General features: G+C 70.9%; 18 protein-coding genes. 10 read left to right on the forward strand and 8 right to left on the reverse strand.

The genetic code is table 11. The features are described from left to right. Nucleotides 1–171: 171 nt before the first annotated feature. The 6 genes from ABZ904_RS46990 to ABZ904_RS47015 all read left to right on the forward strand — a co-directional run bounded on the left by ABZ904_RS46990 (nucleotide 172) and on the right by ABZ904_RS47015 (nucleotide 5,340). Complete coding sequence (locus tag ABZ904_RS46990) at nucleotides 172–804, forward strand: NUDIX hydrolase (RefSeq protein WP_359407245.1); 633 nt, start codon at nucleotides 172–174, stop codon at nucleotides 802–804. Nucleotides 805–809: 5 nt separating this feature from the next. Next, nucleotides 810–2,387, forward strand: coding sequence for an MFS transporter (locus ABZ904_RS46995; protein ID WP_361000227.1), 1,578 nt, complete (start codon nucleotides 810–812; stop codon nucleotides 2,385–2,387). Between the two features lie 438 nt (nucleotides 2,388–2,825). Continuing rightward, nucleotides 2,826–3,044 (forward strand): hypothetical protein, encoded by a 219-nt coding sequence (locus ABZ904_RS47000; RefSeq protein ID WP_359407252.1) that lies wholly within the window; start codon nucleotides 2,826–2,828, stop codon nucleotides 3,042–3,044. Nucleotides 3,045–3,117: 73 nt separating this feature from the next. Then, entirely contained in the window at nucleotides 3,118–3,864 is a 747-nt protein-coding gene (gene recO, locus ABZ904_RS47005; RefSeq protein WP_361830260.1) for a DNA repair protein RecO, read from the forward strand. 32 nt (nucleotides 3,865–3,896) lie between these two features. Then, the gene (locus tag ABZ904_RS47010) at nucleotides 3,897–4,730 is read left to right on the forward strand and encodes an isoprenyl transferase (RefSeq protein WP_359407258.1); all 834 of its coding nucleotides are present in this window, start codon (nucleotides 3,897–3,899) and stop codon (nucleotides 4,728–4,730) included. A 70-nt stretch (nucleotides 4,731–4,800) separates the two neighbouring features. Further along, the gene (locus ABZ904_RS47015) at nucleotides 4,801–5,340 is read left to right on the forward strand and encodes a hypothetical protein (protein WP_359407261.1); all 540 of its coding nucleotides are present in this window, start codon (nucleotides 4,801–4,803) and stop codon (nucleotides 5,338–5,340) included. Between the two features lie 7 nt (nucleotides 5,341–5,347). On the opposite strand, the gene ABZ904_RS47020 is transcribed toward ABZ904_RS47015, so the two are convergent. The 4 genes from ABZ904_RS47020 to ABZ904_RS47035 form a co-directional block, all read right to left on the reverse strand. Then, entirely contained in the window at nucleotides 5,348–5,767 is a 420-nt protein-coding gene (locus ABZ904_RS47020; protein WP_359407264.1) for a transcriptional repressor, read from the reverse strand. Nucleotides 5,768–5,953: 186 nt separating this feature from the next. Then, the gene (locus ABZ904_RS47025) at nucleotides 5,954–6,856 is read right to left on the reverse strand and encodes a metal ABC transporter permease (RefSeq protein ID WP_359407267.1); all 903 of its coding nucleotides are present in this window, start codon (nucleotides 6,854–6,856) and stop codon (nucleotides 5,954–5,956) included. Beyond that, nucleotides 6,856–7,641: a metal ABC transporter ATP-binding protein gene (locus ABZ904_RS47030; protein WP_361830263.1), complete on the reverse strand. Its 786-nt coding sequence runs from the start codon at nucleotides 7,639–7,641 to the stop codon at nucleotides 6,856–6,858. The genes ABZ904_RS47025 and ABZ904_RS47030 overlap by 1 nt, the downstream gene beginning before the upstream one ends. Nucleotides 7,642–7,658: 17 nt before the next feature. After that, complete coding sequence (locus ABZ904_RS47035; protein ID WP_361830265.1) at nucleotides 7,659–8,618, reverse strand: metal ABC transporter substrate-binding protein; 960 nt, start codon at nucleotides 8,616–8,618, stop codon at nucleotides 7,659–7,661. A gap of 197 nt (nucleotides 8,619–8,815) precedes the next feature. Between ABZ904_RS47035 and ABZ904_RS47040 the strand changes: the two genes are divergently transcribed. Next, nucleotides 8,816–10,198, forward strand: a complete 1,383-nt coding sequence (locus ABZ904_RS47040) for a glycine--tRNA ligase (RefSeq protein WP_359407312.1) — start codon at nucleotides 8,816–8,818, stop codon at nucleotides 10,196–10,198. A gap of 190 nt (nucleotides 10,199–10,388) precedes the next feature. Here the strand turns inward: ABZ904_RS47040 and ABZ904_RS47045 are convergent, their stop codons facing one another. Then, nucleotides 10,389–11,441 (reverse strand): chitinase, encoded by a 1,053-nt coding sequence (locus tag ABZ904_RS47045; RefSeq protein ID WP_361830267.1) that lies wholly within the window; start codon nucleotides 11,439–11,441, stop codon nucleotides 10,389–10,391. A 238-nt stretch (nucleotides 11,442–11,679) separates the two neighbouring features. On the opposite strand from ABZ904_RS47045, the gene ABZ904_RS47050 reads away from it, so the two are divergent. Next, the gene (locus ABZ904_RS47050) at nucleotides 11,680–12,684 is read left to right on the forward strand and encodes an aldo/keto reductase (RefSeq protein ID WP_361830269.1); all 1,005 of its coding nucleotides are present in this window, start codon (nucleotides 11,680–11,682) and stop codon (nucleotides 12,682–12,684) included. Nucleotides 12,685–12,710: 26 nt separating this feature from the next. Further along, nucleotides 12,711–13,304, forward strand: coding sequence for a TetR family transcriptional regulator (locus ABZ904_RS47055; RefSeq protein WP_359407281.1), 594 nt, complete (start codon nucleotides 12,711–12,713; stop codon nucleotides 13,302–13,304). Between the two features lie 12 nt (nucleotides 13,305–13,316). On the opposite strand, the gene ABZ904_RS47060 is transcribed toward ABZ904_RS47055, so the two are convergent. The 3 genes from ABZ904_RS47060 to ABZ904_RS47070 form a co-directional block, all read right to left on the reverse strand. Continuing rightward, entirely contained in the window at nucleotides 13,317–13,772 is a 456-nt protein-coding gene (locus ABZ904_RS47060) for a VOC family protein (RefSeq protein ID WP_359407283.1), read from the reverse strand. Nucleotides 13,773–14,100: 328 nt separating this feature from the next. Then, on the reverse strand, nucleotides 14,101–14,313 hold the full coding sequence (locus ABZ904_RS47065; protein ID WP_359407287.1) for a hypothetical protein: 213 nt from the start codon (nucleotides 14,311–14,313) through the stop codon (nucleotides 14,101–14,103). 172 nt (nucleotides 14,314–14,485) lie between these two features. Next, the gene (locus tag ABZ904_RS47070) at nucleotides 14,486–15,913 is read right to left on the reverse strand and encodes an MFS transporter (RefSeq protein WP_361830271.1); all 1,428 of its coding nucleotides are present in this window, start codon (nucleotides 15,911–15,913) and stop codon (nucleotides 14,486–14,488) included. Nucleotides 15,914–16,023: 110 nt separating this feature from the next. On the opposite strand from ABZ904_RS47070, the gene ABZ904_RS47075 reads away from it, so the two are divergent. Then, nucleotides 16,024–16,926: a helix-turn-helix domain-containing protein gene (locus tag ABZ904_RS47075; RefSeq protein ID WP_359407315.1), complete on the forward strand. Its 903-nt coding sequence runs from the start codon at nucleotides 16,024–16,026 to the stop codon at nucleotides 16,924–16,926. Nucleotides 16,927–17,009 lie beyond the last annotated feature (83 nt).

The following is a 17,009-nucleotide window of genomic DNA, read 5'->3' on the forward strand; positions in this document are numbered from 1 at the left end:
TCGCCGTGGTGGGTGTCGGTCGGCGGGGCGCGGGGCCCCCCCCCCGCGGGGGGGGGGGGGGGGGGCGGGGGGGGGGCCGGCCCCCCGCGGCCGTGCCGTCCGGCACGGCCGCGCCATCCGTGACGCGCGGTCGAAGAACGCGAGTGTCCCCGGGAGTTCCGGGAGCGAGGCATGAAACTGGACTTCCTTCCAGCGCACGCGCTGAGTGACGGCGCCGTGCACCACTACTGTCTGCGGTGCCGCGGCGAAGCGGTGCGGTGGCGCACCACGGCGGACGGCCGACGGCACTGCGTGTGCGGCGCCTGCGGCCATGCAGCCGACCGGGCGCTGGTGCTGGACCCGGCGGTCCGGTGGTGGACGGACGACGAGGGCGAGTACTGGCACGAGACGGCGGGCGTGTTCGTCCGGGACGTCCGGGGCCGCGTCCTGCTGTTCGACCGTACGGCGTTCCCCTTCGGCCTGACGATTCCCGCCGGGCACGTCGAGTGCCATGAGCACCCCGACGAGGCGGCGGCACGCGAGCTGTCCGAGGAGACCGGCATCGCCGGCGAGCCGCTGGAGCAGCTGGCCACGATCGCGGTGCCCGGCGACGGCTGCCGGCGTGGCGCCGACGCCCATCTGTGGCATGTGTACCGCACGGCCGAGGCGGTGGACGCGGACCGCGCGGTGGAACTCGGGCCGGAGGGCACCTCTGCCCTGTGGCTCACGCCCGACGAGGCGCTGACCCGGCCGGTCACCCATGCGGTGGGCCGCCTGCTCGAGGTCTTCCGGGACGCCCTGGTGCCCTCCGGCGCGGCCGGCTGACCGCGGTGAGCGCAACCCGGGCCGGGCGACGGGAGTGGATCGGGCTCGCGGTCCTGGCGCTGCCGACCATGCTCATCGGCCTCGACATGACCGTGCTGCACCTGGCCGCGCCGAGCATCAGCGAGCGTCTGCACCCGAGCGGTACGGAACTGCTGTGGGTCGTCGACATCTACGGCTTCATGGTCGCCGGTTTCCTCGCGACGATGGGGACGCTCGGTGACCGGATCGGGCGCCGCAGACTCCTCCTGATCGGTGCCGCCGCCTTCGCCGTGGCCTCGGTGCTCGCCGCCTGCGCGCCCAGTGTGGGGACGCTCATCGCCTCGCGCGCCCTGCTGGGGGTGGCCGGGGCGACCTTGATGCCGTCGACCCTCTCCCTGATCAGCAACATGTTCCGCGACCCGGGGCAGCGCCGGGTGGCGGTCGCGGTGTGGATGACCAACTTCAGCATCGGCGGAATGGTGGGCCCGCTGATCGGCGGGCTGTTCCTGGAGCACTTCTGGTACGGCTCGGTCTTCCTGCTCGGTGTGCCGGTGGGTGTCGTCCTGCTGATCGCCGGGCCGCTGCTGCTGCCCGAGTACCGTGATCCGCAGGCCGGCCGACTGGACCCGGTCAGCGTCATGCTGTCCATCGCCACGGTGCTGCCGGTGGTCTACGGCTTCAAGGAGATCGCCCAGCAGGGTCTGCGCACCCTGCCGTTGCTCAGCGTCGCCGTGGGCCTCTGCCTCGGTGTTGTCTTCGTGCGCAGGCAGTTGCGGCTCGCCGATCCCATGCTCGACCTCCGGCTCTTCTCCCGCCCGGCGTTCGGGGTGTCGCTGGGCGGGCTGACCCTCGGACTCTTCGCGGTGACCGGGATTCAGTTCCTGCTTCTGCAGTACTTCCAGCTGGTGCTGGGCCTGTCTCCGCTGGCGACCGGGCTGTGGACGCTGCCCGCGGTGCTCGCGGGCGTGGTGAGCGCACTGCTGGCACCCCTGGTGGCGGCCCGCATCGGACCCGGATGGGTCATGGCGGGTGGCTTCCTGCTGTCCGTGCCCGGGCTGGTGCTGCTCACCCGGGCAGGTACGACGTCCGGGCCGGCCCTCGCCGTCGCCGGTTTCGCCGTGACCTCCTTCGGGGTGCAGGCGGCGCTCGCCCTCACCAACGACGTGATCATCAGCAGCGCCCCGCCCGAACGGGCCGGCAACGCCTCGGGCATCGGGGAGACCGGCGCGAACCTGGGCGAGGCGCTGGGCGTTGCCGTCGCCGGGTCCGTCGCCGCCGCCGTGTACCGCGCCAAGCTGAACCTCGGCTCGTTTCCGGACGGCGCGGAACTCGATCCGGCCGGGGCCGCCCGGGCGACCCTGGGCGGTGCCACCGAGGCCGCCGGCCGACTGCCCGAGCGGCTCGGCGGTGAACTCCTCGCGGTCGCCAGGACGGCGTTCACCGACGGGATGCACGTGGCGGCGCTGGTCAACATCGGCCTCATGATGGCGCTCACGGGGGCGCACCTGGCCCTGCTGCGCCGCGACGCGGCGCGTCGGGGCCCCTCGGACCTCGATCCGGACCTGGATGCGGAACTTCAGGAAGCTCTCCCGGACCGCCGCTAGCGGACACCGGACCCGTGGCCGGGCTCAGCCCCGCGCCGCAGAGCTCCCCGCGCGCCGGGCGCGCACCGTCAGCCGGCCCAACATCCCTCTCCTGCCTCGCACTTGTAGGGCACAGACACCTGTCGAGTGTAGATGCAGAGCGTCACTATGGAGATGCGAAGAGTGAAAGTCGACAAGGAAGGGGAGCACGGTGGCTGCAGTACACGTATCACTCGGGGGACGAGACTCGGCGCGATGCGTCGAAGAGGCGGAGGAACCAGTGAAGGAATTGCGGGCTGTGCTCGCGGACACCCGAATCACGTCACCGTCGCTCCGGCTCGATCCGGTGGGTCTCGCGCGCGAGACCCACCGCACACCCGTGGCATCGGGCGGCTGTCCCGTCGGCGTCGCGGCCCCGCTCGCGGCGGCCCTCCGTGCGCAGCGTGCCACGGGGCTGTGATGCAACCGCCGCCCGTCGGTTCGTACGCCGTCGACATCCGTACCGGGAGGGTGGGCGTGGTCATGGGGCACGAGGGGCCGTATGTACAGCTGAGACCCTACGGCGGGGGCAAGGAATGGGACGTGGAGCCGGAGGCCGTACGCCTCGCGACCCCGGCGGAGCGCCTCAGGGCGGCGACCGCGTACGCCAACGCGCGCAGTCGTGGGGAGGTGCCCTGACGGACGGGCACCCGCGACCGGAAAGCGGACCATACGGCCCGGGGCGCCCCCGTCGTAGGCGAGAATGACTCCCATGAGTCTGTTCCGCGACGACGGCATCGTGCTGCGCACCCAGAAGCTGGGTGAGGCGGACCGGATCATCACGCTGCTCACGCGGGGTCACGGACGCGTGCGCACCGTGGCCCGCGGCGTGCGCCGGACCAAGTCGAAGTTCGGGGCCCGGCTGGAACCCTTCTCTCATGTGGACGTGCAGTTCTTCGCGCGCGGGAGCGAGCTGGTGGGGCGCGGACTGCCGCTGTGCACACAGAGCGAGACCATCGCCCCGTACGGGGGCGGGATCGTGACGGACTACGCCCGCTACACCGCCGGTACCGCCATGCTGGAGACCGCCGAGCGGTTCACCGATCACGAGGGGGAACCGGCGGTCCAGCAGTATCTGCTGCTCGTCGGGGGCCTGCGGACGCTGGCCCGCGGGGAGCACGCGCCGAACCTCGTCCTCGACGCCTTCCTGCTGCGCTCCCTCGCCGTCAACGGCTACGCGCCCAGTTTCGGCGACTGCGCCAAGTGCGGCATGCCCGGGCCGAACCGGTTCTTCTCCCTGGCCTCCGGCGGATCGGTCTGCGGTGACTGCCGCGTGCCCGGCAGCGTCGTACCCTCGCCAGGGGCCCTGGAACTGCTCGGCGCGCTGCTGACGGGAGACTGGGAGACCGCGGACGCGTGCGAGCCGCGGTACGTCCGGGAGGGCAGCGGGCTGGTGTCGGCTTATCTGCACTGGCACCTGGAGCGCGGACTGCGCTCGCTCCGGTACGTGGAACAGTAGAGCGACCTGAGATCGAGGGAGACGAGAAACACATGGCCGTACGCGGGTTCCTGGGGCGCCAGCGCCGCGAGTACACGACCCCGGAGCCGCACCCGTCCGGGGCTCGCCCGCCGAAGATCCCGGGCGAGCTGGTGCCGCAGCACGTGGCGATCGTGATGGACGGCAACGGCCGGTGGGCCAAGGAGCGGGGACTGCCGCGCACCGAGGGGCACAAGGTCGGCGCCGAGCGCGTGCTGGACGTGCTGCAGGGCGCGATCGAGATGGGCGTGGGGAACATCTCCCTGTACGCCTTCTCCACCGAGAACTGGAAGCGCTCGCCCGACGAGGTGCGCTTCCTGATGAACTTCAACCGCGACTTCATCCGCAAGACCCGCGACCAGCTCGACGAACTCGGGGTCCGGGTGCGCTGGGTGGGCCGTATGCCCAGGCTGTGGAAGTCGGTGGCCAAGGAGCTCCAGATCGCCCAGGAGCAGACGAAGGGCAACGGCCGGCTGACGCTGTACTTCTGCATGAACTACGGCGGCCGGGCCGAGATCGCCGACGCGGCGCAGGCGCTGGCCGAGGACGTGAAGGCGGGAAGGCTCGACCCCGCGAAGGTCACGGAGAAGACCCTCGCGAAATACCTCTACTACCCGGACATGCCGGATGTGGACCTGTTCCTGCGGCCGAGCGGCGAGCAGCGCACCTCCAACTACCTGATCTGGCAGAGCGCCTACGCCGAGATGGTCTTCCAGGACGTGCTCTGGCCGGACTTCGACCGCCGCGACCTGTGGCGGGCGTGCCTGGAGTTCGCCTCCCGGGACCGCCGTTTCGGCGGTGCCATCCCGAACGAGGAACTGCTGGCCATGGAGGGCGAGCAGGAGTAGCCCGCCCGTTGCCCCCGCAGGACCCTGCTCTACGATCACGGCTCGTCACCGTACGACCTGGGGAGGGGCCGTGACCGAGCAGACCGTGGGGCAGCGCGGAACCGACATCGTGCTGGAGTGCGAACTCCGGCTCGAGGACATGACGGAAGCCGTCCGGCTGATGATGCGCAAACGAGGCGGGCTGAGCTTGCTGTACCGCCCCGTCTCCCTCCTCTGCATCGAGCTGCTGGGAGTGGTGGCGTTGACGGCCGGTCTGCGCGGAGATGACAGCACCGGTGTCGCGTTCGGGGTGATGTTCATCCTGTGGCCGGTGCTGATGTTCCGGGTGCCTCGTATGACGGCACGCCGGATGCTGCGGGCGAACCAGCACCACGGTGTGATGCGGGTGACCGTCGGCGAGGAGGGCGTGCGGTTGGTCAGCGCCCACGTCGACTCGCGCACGGCGTGGGCCAACTACGGCAGCTATGCCGAGTCGGACCGCTGCTTCCTGCTGCGCAGCCCCGACCGTGCCGGAACCTTTACGGTGGTGCTCGTCAAGCGAGGCGCGCGTACCCCCGAGGACGTGGAGCGGCTGCGCGTCCTGCTGGACAGCAAGCTGCCGCGCGCCTGAGCCCCGTTCAGCCCTCGGCGGCCGCCGCGCACTCGGCGCACGTGCCGAAGATCTCCACCGTGTGGGCGACGTTGACGTAGCCGTGCTCCGCGGCGATCGCCTCGGCCCACTTCTCCACCGCGGGGCCCTCGACCTCGACGGCCTTGCCGCAGATGCGGCAGACCAGGTGGTGGTGGTGTTCGCCCGTCGAGCAACGGCGGTAGACGGACTCGCCGTCGGACGTGCGCAGGACGTCGACCTCGCCCGCGTCGGCGAGGGACTGCAGCGTGCGGTAGACCGTCGTCAGGCCCACCGAGTCGCCCTTGTGCTTGAGCATGTCGTGGAGCTCCTGCGCGCTGCGGAACTCGTCGACCTCGTCGAGCGCCGCCGCGACGGCGGCACGCTGGCGGGTGGATCGTCCCTTCACGGGCTGGCCGGCGGTCGTCACCGTTGCCTCCTTCTTGATGGCTCGCTCGCCTACGGGGCGCCTCGAGCCGGTGCCGGGACCGCGACCGTGCTCAGCCCTTCGGGCCGCCGCGTGATCGCGCTGTCGCCACCGGCGCGCCTCGTCGGCTCTCTCCCGGCTCACGTCTGCGCCCTGCCGGGCCATTGTGCCAGCCCGGACGGGGCATGGTCAGACTCCGACCTCGTCGGTCGCCTCCCGGGTGGCCGGAATCGCGCACTCGAGCGGGTCCCCGGCGGCCTGCGCGGCGGCGACCGCGCGGGCGCGTCGACGGGCCAGCGGGGTGGCCAGGGCGGTCAGCACGACGAACACGCCGATGGTCAGCAATACGATCGTGGCACCGGGCGGTACGTCCTGGTAGTACGACGTCACCGTGCCGCTGATCGTCACCGTGACCCCGATCACCACCGCGATCACGAAGGTCGTCGCGAAGCTACGGGTGAGCTGCTGCGCGGCGGCCACCGGCACCACCATGAGCGCGGACACCAGGATCAGGCCGACGACCCGCATCGCGACCGTCACGGTGACCGCGGCCGTGACCGCCGTGAGCAGGTTCAGCGCGCGCACCGACAGGCCCGTGACCCGGGCGAACTCCTCGTCCTGGCTGACCGCGAACAACTGACGGCGCAGCCCCAGGGTCACCACGATCACGAACCCGGCGAGGATCGAGATGGCCGTCACGTCCGACGGCGACACCGTCGACAGGGAGCCGAACAGGTACGAGCTGAGGTTGGCGTTGGAGCCGCCCGGTGCGATGTTGACGAACATCACGCCGCCCGCCATGCCGCCGTAGAAGAGCATGGCGAGCGCGATGTCGCCGCGCGTCTTGCCGTACCAGCGGATCAGTTCCATGAGGACCGCGCCGAGCACGGAGACGGCCGTCGCCATCCACACGGGGGAGCTGTGCAACAGGAAGCCGAGACCGACGCCCGTCATTGCCACGTGGCCGATGCCGTCGCCCATGAGGGGCTGGCGGCGCTGCACCAGGTAGATGCCGATGGCGGGGGCGGTGATGCCGACCAGCACGGCGGCGAGCAACGCGCGCCGCATGAATTCGTAGTCGAGGAGTTCCATCAGCTCAGCAGTCCCGTACGGATCGATTCGGTGCCCGCCGGTGCGTGCGGGTGGACGTGGTCGTGGCCGGGCAGCGCATGCTGGCCGACCGCGTGCGGGGGCGGTCCGTCGTGCAGGACGCAGCCGTCGCGCAGAACGACCGCCCTGTCGATCAGGGGCTCCAGCGGGCCCAGCTCGTGCAGGACCAGCAGGACCGTCGTGTCGGCCGCCACCTGCTCCCGGAGCGTCCGGGCGAGGATCTCCTGGCTGGCCAGGTCGACGCCCGCCATCGGCTCGTCCATGATCAGCAGCTCGGGCTCGGCGACCAGGGCACGGGCGATCAGCACCCGCTGGTGCTGGCCGCCGGAGAGGGCGTTCACGGAGTCCTTGGCGCGGTCGGCCATCCCGACCATCTCCAGTGCTCTGCGTACGGCCGCGTGGTCGGTCTTGCGGAAGACGCCGAAGCGGGTGCGGGACAGCCGGCCCGAGGAGACGATCTCGGTGACCGTCGCCGGGACGCCGCCCGCGGCGGTGGTGCGCTGCGGTACGTAGCCGACGCGCGCCCAGTCGCGGAAGCGGCCGCGCGGGACGCCGAACAGCTCGATCTCGCCGCCGCTGACCGGCACCTGGCCGATGACGCTGCGGATCGCGGTCGACTTGCCGGAGCCGTTCGCGCCGAGCAGGGCGACGACCTCACCGCGGCGCACGCTGAGGTCGATGCCGCGCAGGACGGGCCGGGCGCCCAGCTCGGCCCGTACCCCGCGCATCGCTATGACGGGCCCGCTCTTGTCGTCCGTCTCGCTCATGTCGGCCTCCCCGACGATCACTTGGCGCCCAGGGCCGTCTGCAGGGCCTTGAGGTTCGCTTCCTGGACGGCGAAGTAGTCCTTGCCGCGTGACTTGTCCGTGATGCCCTCGATCGGGTCGAGGACGTCGGTCTTCAGACGCGCGTCCTGCGCGATGGTCTTCGCGGTCTTGTCGCTGACGAGCGTCTCGTAGAACACGGTCGTCACGCCGTCGGCCTTCGCCATCTTCTCGAGGTCCTTGACGCGCGCGGCGCTGGGCTCCGACTCGGGGTCGAGGCCGTTGATGGCCTCCTCGGTGAGGCCGTAGCGCTCGGCGAGGTAGCCGAAGGCGGCGTGCGTGGTGACGAAGACCTTGGTCTTCGTGTTCGCGAGGCCGGCCTTGAACTCGGTGTCGAGGCCGTCGAGCCTCTTGACCAGGGCGGCGGTGTTCTTCCGGTAGTCGGCCGCGTGGTCCGGGTCCGCCTTCTCGAAGGCCTTGCCGACGCCCTCGGCGACCTGGGCGTAGCGCACCGGGTCGAGCCAGATGTGCGGGTCCTTGCCGCCGGACTCCTCGCCCTGGTGGGTGTCGTGCTCGGCCGCGTGGCCGCCGACCTCGTTGCCGTGCTCCTCCAGGGTGGTCAGGGAGGCGGCGTCGATCTTCGTCTTGATCTCCGACTGGGCCACGGCGTCGTCGACGGAGGGCTGGAGGTTCTTCAGGTACAGCACCGCGTCGGACTCCTGGAGCTGCGCGGTCTGCCGGGCGCTGATCTCCAGGTCGTGCGGTTCCTGGCCGGGCTGGGTGAGACTGGTGACGTGGACGTGGTCGCCGCCGACCTGCTCGGCGAGGAAGGCCATCGGGTAGAACGACGCGACGACGTCGAACTTGTCCGTGTTGCCTGCGGCTGCGCTGTCGGTGGAGCAGGCGGAGAGGGCCGCGATCCCGAGTGCGGTGGCGGCGGTGGCGGCGGCCGCGGGTATGAGGCGTCGTCGTACGTTCATGACAGTCATTTTCAACAAACATGGAAACCGTTGTCAACAACGATCGCGGTGAGAGCAGGGTCCGCCCGGATACCCGCTCCGGGTGCCCTACCGATTTGATTGGATGGGAGCCCCCGCCGGTAACCTGAAGCATTCGCTCTGAAGCAATGCTCCGCAGCAGACGCTTCGTCGCCCGTCGTCGTAATGAAGAGAGCACCGTGGCCGCCGACAAGATCGACACCATCGTCAGCCTGAGCAAGCGCCGTGGCTTCGTATTCCCCTCCAGCGAGATCTACGGCGGTCAGCGTGCCGCCTGGGACTACGGACCGCTGGGTGTCGAGCTCAAGGAGAACATCAAGCGCCAGTGGTGGCGCTACATGGTGACGTCGCGCGAGGACGTCGTCGGTATCGACTCGTCGGTGATCCTGGCGACCGAGGTCTGGATGGCCTCCGGTCACGTCGCCACCTTCACCGACCCGCTCACCGAGTGCACCTCCTGTCACAAGCGTTTCCGCGCCGACCACCTGGAAGAGGCATACGAGGCCAAGCACGGCCGGCTGCCGGAGAACGGCCTCGCGGACGTCAACTGCCCGAACTGCGGCAACAAGGGCATGTTCACCGAGCCCAAGCAGTTCTCGGGTCTCCTCTCCACCCACCTCGGCCCGACGCAGGACAGCGGTTCGATCGCCTACCTGCGCCCCGAGACCGCACAGGGCATCTTCACCAACTTCGCCCAGGTCCAGCAGACCTCGCGCCGCAAGCCGCCGTTCGGCATCGCGCAGATGGGCAAGTCCTTCCGCAACGAGATCACTCCGGGCAACTTCATCTTCCGCACCCGCGAGTTCGAGCAGATGGAGATGGAGTTCTTCGTCAAGCCGGGCGAGGACGAGAAGTGGCAGGAGTACTGGATGCAGGAGCGCTGGAACTGGTACACGGGCCTCGGTCTGCGCGAAGAGAACATGCGCTGGTACGAGCACCCGAAGGAGAAGCTCTCCCACTACTCCAAGCGCACCGCCGACATCGAGTACCGCTTCCAGTTCGGCGGCAACGAGTGGGGCGAGCTGGAGGGTGTCGCCAACCGCACGGACTACGACCTCGGCGCCCACTCCAAGGCCTCGGGCCAGGACCTGTCGTACTTCGACCAGGAGGCCGGCGAGCGCTGGACCCCGTACGTCATCGAGCCCGCGGCGGGTGTCGGCCGCGCGATGCTGGCGTTCCTGCTGGACGCCTACGTCGAGGACGAGGCGCCGAACGCCAAGGGCAAGATGGAGAAGCGCACGGTGCTGCGCCTGGACCCGCGGCTGGCGCCGGTGAAGGTCGCGGTCCTGCCGCTGTCCCGCAACCCCGAGCTGTCCCCGAAGGCCAAGGGGCTGGCCCAGGCGCTGCGCGCGCACTGGAACATCGAGTTCGACGACGCGGGTGCCATCGGCCGCCGCTACCGCCGCCAGGACGAGATCGGCACGCCGTACTGCGTGACGGTCGACTTCGACACGCTCGACGACAACGCCGTGACGGTGCGTGAGCGCGACTCGATGAAGCAGGAGCGCGTGTCGCTGGACCAGATCGAGGGCTACCTCGCGAGCCGTCTGATCGGCTGCTGAGCACGCCGCACTCGCGCCGGCCGCGGCTCGCTCGGCGCCGAGGTGCGGAAGCCGTCCGGGAAGCCCCCGGTTCCCTGCGCGGGAACCGGGGGCTTCGTCGTCCCCTGTCGAGCCCCCACCCCGCCCCCGCGCCAGGGGCGGAGCACCCTCGGACGGTCGCCGGTGGCGGGGCAGGGCCTCACCGGCGGCCTCAGCGGCCCTGGAGCGCCCTGACGTTGTCGCCGAACGTCCAGTTCTTCGAGCCGTCCCAGTTGACGGACCAGGTCATCAGGCCCTTCAGGCTCGTGCCGTAGTGCCTCCACGCCTGGGAGACCAGGGACGGTGACATATAGCCGCCGCCCGCTCCGGACTGGGCGGGCAGTCCCGGGACCTGCTTGTCGTACGGCACCTTGACCGTGGTTCCCTGGACGGTCAGGCCCTTGTTCAGGCAGTCCGTCTGCGCCACGAAGCCCGCCACCGTGCCGGCCGCGTAGGAGTCGCCGGAGCAGCCGTACATGCTGCCGTTGTAGTACTGCATGTTGAGCCACCACAGCCGGCCGTTGTCCGCGTACTTCTTGATGACCGGCAGGTACGCGCCCCAGATCGAGCCGTAGGTGATGCTGCCGCCGGTGACGTACGCGGTCTCCGGGGCCATCGTCAGGCCGAAGTTCGACGGCATCTTGGCCAGCACCCCGTCGATGATGCGGACCAGGTTGGCCTGGGACGTGGACAGTTGGCCGATGTTCCCGCTGCCGACCAGGCCCGTCTCGATGTCGATGTCGATGCCGTCGAAGTTGTACTTCTGCAGGATCGGGACGATCGTCGAGAGGAACCTGTCCGCGACGGCCGTCGAGCTGAGGTCGATACCCGCCGTGGCCCCGCCGATGGACAGCAGGATCGTCTGCCCCGCCGCCTTGGCCGCGCACATCTCCGCCGGGGTCGCCACCTTCACCCCCGTGTCCATGCCGTCCTCCCACAGCGCGGTGCCGTCGGAGCGGATGACCGGGAACGCCGCGTTGATCACGTTGTAGCCGTGCGCGGCGATACGGGAGTCGGTGATCGGGGTCCAGCCGAAGGGCGGGTGGACCCCGTTCGACGAGCCGTCCCAGTTCTCCCAGTAGCCCTGCAGGACCTTGCCCGCCGGGCGGGACTTCACGGCGCAGGTGTCGGCCGCGGACGCGGTGGGGGCGGTCGCGACCGACAGCGCGACGAGGAACGCCGCCGTCAGGGCGGCGGCGAGCAGGCGGAACCTGTCGCGGAGCATGCGGGCCTCCCGGTGGGGGTGCGGTGAGGTGTCGTAGACATGACAGTGCGCTGGTCCAGGCCTCTCGTCAATAGGTCTGGACCAGATCGCGCGCCCGGCCGCGCCCGGAGTGCGACGGTGCGGGTGGGGCGGGTGTGAATGACGAGCAGAGGTGACAACTGACGAATAACAGATATTGAAATCTGTCATCTGTCATGCCATGCTGGATTAACGCTTCAACGAGAACCAGGGAGATTTCATGCGCACCCTCCAGCTCGGGGCCACCGGACCCCAGGTCTCCGCCGTCGGCCTCGGCTGCATGGGCATGTCCGCCCTCTACGGCGACGCCGATCGGGCCGAGTCCATCGCCACCATCCACGCCGCCCTGGAAGCGGGCGTGACCCTGCTCGACACCGGCGACTTCTACGCCATGGGCCACAACGAGATGCTCATCGGCGAGGCCCTGCGCTCCGCCTCCGCCGCCCGCCGCGAACAGGCCGTGGTCAGCGTCAAGTTCGGCGCACTCCGCGACCCCGACGGCAACTGGTCCGGGCACGACGGCCGCCCCGCCGCCGTCAAGAACTTCGCCGCGTACTCGCTCCAGCGGCTCGGCGTCGACCACATCGACGTCTACCGGATCGCCCGCCTCGACCCCGACGTCCCGATCGAGGAGACGGTCGGAGCCATCGCCGAGCTGGTGGAGAAGGGACACGTCCGGCACATCGGCCTCAGCGAGGTCGGCGCCGACACCATCCGCCGGGCCGCCGCCACCGCCCCGATCACGGACCTGCAGATCGAGTACTCGCTCATCTCGCGGGGCATCGAGGACCGCATCCTGCCCACCACCCGGGAGCTGGGGATCGGCATCACCGCGTACGGCGTGCTGTCCCGCGGTCTGATCTCCGGCCACTTCACCCGCGACCGGAAGCTGGCCGCGAACGACTTCCGCTCCTTCTCGCCCCGCTTCCAGGGCGAGAACCTCGACCACAACCTCGGCCTGGTCGACGCGCTGCGCAAGATCGCCGAACAGAAGGGAGTGAGCGTGGCCCAGCTGGCCATCGCCTGGGTCCTGTCCCGCGGCGGGGACATCGTGCCGCTGGTCGGCGCCCGCACCCGGGAACGCCTGTCCGAGGCGCTCGGCGCACTGGACGTGACCCTGGACGAGGCCGACCTGGCGGCGATCGCGTCGGCCGTTCCGGCGGACGCGGCGGCCGGTGCCCGCTACCCCGAGATGCAGATGACGCACCTCGACAGCGAGCGCTGACCCCGCCGGCGGGTAGCGTCTTTGCCATGGCACCCACCACCGAGACCCTGACCGCCGAGCGCATCCTCGAGACGACCGAGGAGGTGCTGCGCCGCCACGGCCCCGCCAAGGCCACCGTGGTGGACGTGGCCCGCGCGCTCGGCGTCAGCCACGGCAGCGTGTACCGCCACTTCCGTACGAAGGCGGCGCTGCGGGACGCGGTCACCAAGCGGTGGCTGGACCGTACGGCCGCGGCGCTGGCCGGGTTCGTCACCGAGGAGGCGGATCCCGAGACGCGGCTGCGGGACTGGTTCCGGGGGCTGTTCGAGGCCAAGCGGCACAAGGCGGGGGACGACCCCGAGCTGTTCGCCACCTTCACCGTGCTGGCCGACGAGAACAGCCAGGTGGTCGACCAGCACCTGGAGGACCTGACGGGCCAGCTCACGGAGATCGTCCGCGACGGTGCCGCGTCCGGTGCCTTCACCGCCGCCGACCCCGCGACCACGGCCCGCGCCCTGTTCCACGCCACGGGCCGCTTCCACGACCCGTCCTACCACCGGGAGTGGTCGCGGCCCGGCATCGACGACCAGTTCGAGGCCGTGCTGGATCTGCTGCTGCGCGGGCTGCGTGCCGGTACCTGAGGCAGGCCGCGCTCAGGCGACACAGAACTCGTTGCCCTCCGGGTCCCGCATGACCCACCAGTGGCCGGCGGGGCCCTTGTCCACCTCCTCGACGCGCGTCGCGCCCAGGGACTCCAGCCGGGCGGCCGTCGCGTCCCGGGCCTCGGGACCGGCGTGGACGTCGATGTGCAGCCGGTTCTTGGCGCTCTTGGGCTCGGGGACGTCCTGGAACAGGACCCGTCGGCCTCGGCCGATGCCCGTCTCCTTGTCGTACGGGTCCTCGGGGTGCCGGATCGCCGCGAAGCCCCGGAAGACACGGATGCCGTTGTGCTCGGCGACCGCCATCTGCGGCAGTCGGCCCGCCGCCAGCAGGCGCTCGATCAGCGCGCCGTTGTCCTCCACCTCGTAGCCCAGAGCCGCCGCCCAGAAGTCCGCCAGGGCGGGGGCGTTGTGCGTGTCGACGACCAATTTCCAGTCCATTGCTGCCATGTGACCACTTGTATGGGCCGCATGGGGTCGCCGTCCATGGGTGGGGCCGAGGAGAATGGAATCGTGCCGCGGTCCCGCACCGGGGGCCGCCTTTCTCCTCGATCCGGGAGCCCTGGGCCCGGAGCCGCTCACCAGAAGCGGACCGGGAGCCCTCCGGCGCCAGGAGATGCCGCACGAGCCCGCCGGTCGTCCCGGCCGGACCGTGCGGTCCCGGCCCGGCCGGGACCGCCGGTGTACGACGGTGCACTGCGGCAGTCCCCGCAAGGGCCGACGCCGTCCGCCCGCCGGGCCGAGGAGGGCCCGTGCCCGGTCGTCGCCCGGGGGCAGGTCACTGTTGGGTCTCCGCCCGGTCCTCCGTCGCCTGGTGTTCCTCGGCGAGGTGTTCCTCGGCCTTGAGCCACGGCAGGAACTGGGCACTCTTGCGCCAGCCGCAGCTGTCGCACCGGATCTTGCGCTTCGCCCCCGTCCCCTCCACTCGCACCACGTGCTCATGCCCGTCCTGGTCCCAGCGGCTGACCTTGCTCGTGTTCATCTGCAGCATGACGCCTCCACGGAAAACCTGTCCGCCCGCGCAGCAAGGAGTGTGCAACACCAGCAAGATCGATAGGGCGTCTTGTACGGCGAGTTGACACTCCTGTCACCGAGCCTTCGCCGAAGCACTCCGTTGCCCCGCGTCCTGTGCGGACGCGGGGCACTTCCGGGCGGGCCCGGCGTCAGCTGATCGTGCGCGGCAGGCGCAGGCTCAGGCCGACCGTGAGGGCCACACCGGCCAGCTGGACCAAGAGCGTGGTCACCAGCGCGTCCCGCATCCCCATGCCGGGCACCAGGGCCAGGAAGAGGGAGCCGAGCGTCGCCACGCCGAGCGCCAGCGCCGACTGCTGGGTCGTGATCATCACACCGCCGCCGACGCCCGCCCTGGCCGGCGAGACCTCGGACAGGATGATCCGCAGCACGATCGGGAGCTGGAGCGCCTGGCCCGCGCCGGCCACCGCCGCGCCCGGCAGCAGCTCCACCACGCCCAGATGGGGCCAGGAGCGCCAGGCGGCGAACGCCATCAGTGCCACACCGACGCCCTGGACCAGACCGCCGACGCTCACCACACGGGTGCCGAACCGGGCGACGAGCCGCGGTCCGCAGAGCGACACGACGAAGAAGGCCACCGCCATGGGCACGAGTGCCAGGCCCGCCCCGACCGGGCCGAGTCCGGCGCCCTGCTGCAGGGACACCGCGATCACGAACATGAACCCGCTGAAGCCGATGGAGAACGGCACGATCATGATCAGCCCGCGCCGCAGCGACACCAGCGCGAACAGGCTCGGCGGCACCAGCGGCGTACGGCCCCGCCGGTCCGCGCGGCGCTCCACCGCGTAGAACGCCCAGGCCGCGAACGGGAAGGCGGCGAGGGCCAGCCAGGTCCACAGCGGCCAGCCGGCCGCGCGTCCCTCGGTGAGCGGCGCGAGCAGGGTCAGCAGCGAGAGGGCGAGCAGCACGGTGCCGGGTACGTCCACCGGCTCGGGGTGGTGGGAGCGGGTCTCGGGGACGGTGCGTGCGGCCAGCACCAGGCCGACGACCACGACGGGGACGTTGACGAGGAACACCGAGCGCCAGCCGGTGCCCGCGATGTCCGCGGCCACGAGCACACCGCCGAGGATCTGCCCGGCCACCATGGAGAGTCCGGCCGTCGCCCCGTACAGGCCCATCGCCTTGGCGCGGCGCTGTCCGCTGGTCGCCGCCTGGATCGTGGCGAGCACCTGGGGCAGCATCGCGGCGGCCGCCGCGCCCTGCGCGACCCGCGCGGCGACCAGTGTCCAGGCGTTCGGAGCGAGCCCGCACGCCAGCGAGGTCACCCCGAAGGCCGCCATCCCGCCGAAGAAGAACTCGCGGCGGCCGAAGAGGTCGCCGAGCCGCCCGCCGAGGACGAGCAGGACGGAGTACGACAGCCCGTACCCGGCGACGACGAGTTCGAGCACGGCCTCGCTCGCGTGCAGGTCCCTGCCGATCGTCGGGAGGGCCACGTTGACGATGAAGAAGTCGATGAGCGGCAGTGCCGCGGCCAGCAGCACCGTGAAGAGTCCGAGGCCGCTCAGCCGGGGCGTGATCACCGGCGAGCGGACGGTACGGGAAGTCAGAGTTTCGGTCACGCCATCGAGCCTGCGGGGAGGCTCAGAGGGGTACCAGAGTCTCCTTATCCTGGTAGAAGCGCTACCTGGCAACAGGGTCCGGTACTCGGCAGGCTGGGGGAATGACGACCATGGTGCAGGAGACGACGACTGTCCGTGAACCGCGGGAACGGGGAGACCGCGAGGCGCCCGCATCGGACATCCGGCGGCACGAACTGGCCGCGTTCCTGCGGCACCGGCGCGAGCACATCACCCCGGAGCAGGTGGGGCTGCCCCGCGGCCGGCGCCGCCGCACGCCGGGGCTGCGGCGCGAGGAGGTCGCGCACCTCTCGGCGGTCGGAGTGACCTGGTACACCTGGCTGGAACAGGCCCGGGACATCCAGGTCTCCGTCCAGGTCCTCGACGCCCTGGCCCGCGCCCTGCTGCTCGACGCCAGCGAGCGGTCGCACCTGTTCAACCTGGCCGGGGCCATCGACCCGGCCCCCGGTTCGAGCTGCTCGCCGGTCACCGACGCCCAGCGCGCCCTGCTGGAACAGCTGGAGCCGATCCCGGCCTGCATCCAGAACAGCCGGTACGACATCCTCGCCTACAACCGCACCTACGGGCTGCTGCTGTGCGACCTCGACGGCGTCCCGCCGACGGACCGCAACTGCATGGTGCTGTGCTACACCAACGCGGACTGGCAGGCGTCGATCGTGCAGCTGGAGGAGACCATGCGGCTCATGGCCGCCAAGTTCCGTGGCGCCATGGCCGGCCATCTCGGCGAACCCGCCTGGAAGATGCTGCTCAAGCGGCTCACGGCCGAGTCCGCCGAGTTCCGGCAGGCCTGGGAGCGGCACGAGGTCGTCGGCGCCCGCAGCAAGCGCAAGCAGTTCCTCAACGCCCATGTCGGTCGGCTGACCCTGGACCACACGGACCTGTGGCTGGGGCCGCACGACGGAGCGCGGATGGTCACCTACGCGCCGGCGGACGAGGAGTCGGGGCTGCGGCTGGAGAAGCTACAGGACATCGCGCTGGCCAGGAGCGCGGTGTAGGGGAGGAGTCGTGGGGGGGGCGCGGGCGGCGCGCGGCCGCGGCGCCCCGCGCGCGGGCGACCCCCCCACCCCCCCGCGCCCCC

It is taken from the genome of Streptomyces sp. NPDC046900, assembly GCF_040644975.1.
GTDB lineage: Bacteria > Actinomycetota > Actinomycetes > Streptomycetales > Streptomycetaceae > Streptomyces.

Bases quoted from the DNA above. Each gene is read 5' to 3' on its own strand.
- ABZ904_RS46990 (WP_359407245.1), top strand. From the start codon at position 172: ATGAAACTGGACTTCCTTCCAGCGCACGCGCTGAGTGACGGCGCCGTG.
- ABZ904_RS47000 (WP_359407252.1), top strand. From the start codon at position 2,826: ATGCAACCGCCGCCCGTCGGTTCGTACGCCGTCGACATCCGTACCGGG.
- recO (WP_361830260.1), top strand. From the start codon at position 3,118: ATGAGTCTGTTCCGCGACGACGGCATCGTGCTGCGCACCCAGAAGCTG.
- ABZ904_RS47010 (WP_359407258.1), top strand. From the start codon at position 3,897: ATGGCCGTACGCGGGTTCCTGGGGCGCCAGCGCCGCGAGTACACGACC.
- ABZ904_RS47025 (WP_359407267.1), bottom strand. From the start codon at position 6,856: ATGGAACTCCTCGACTACGAATTCATGCGGCGCGCGTTGCTCGCCGCC.
- ABZ904_RS47030 (WP_361830263.1), bottom strand. From the start codon at position 7,641: ATGAGCGAGACGGACGACAAGAGCGGGCCCGTCATAGCGATGCGCGGG.
- ABZ904_RS47035 (WP_361830265.1), bottom strand. From the start codon at position 8,618: ATGAACGTACGACGACGCCTCATACCCGCGGCCGCCGCCACCGCCGCC.
- ABZ904_RS47045 (WP_361830267.1), bottom strand. From the start codon at position 11,441: ATGCTCCGCGACAGGTTCCGCCTGCTCGCCGCCGCCCTGACGGCGGCG.
- ABZ904_RS47050 (WP_361830269.1), top strand. From the start codon at position 11,680: ATGCGCACCCTCCAGCTCGGGGCCACCGGACCCCAGGTCTCCGCCGTC.
- ABZ904_RS47055 (WP_359407281.1), top strand. From the start codon at position 12,711: ATGGCACCCACCACCGAGACCCTGACCGCCGAGCGCATCCTCGAGACG.
- ABZ904_RS47060 (WP_359407283.1), bottom strand. From the start codon at position 13,772: ATGGCAGCAATGGACTGGAAATTGGTCGTCGACACGCACAACGCCCCC.
- ABZ904_RS47065 (WP_359407287.1), bottom strand. From the start codon at position 14,313: ATGCTGCAGATGAACACGAGCAAGGTCAGCCGCTGGGACCAGGACGGG.
- ABZ904_RS47075 (WP_359407315.1), top strand. From the start codon at position 16,024: ATGGTGCAGGAGACGACGACTGTCCGTGAACCGCGGGAACGGGGAGAC.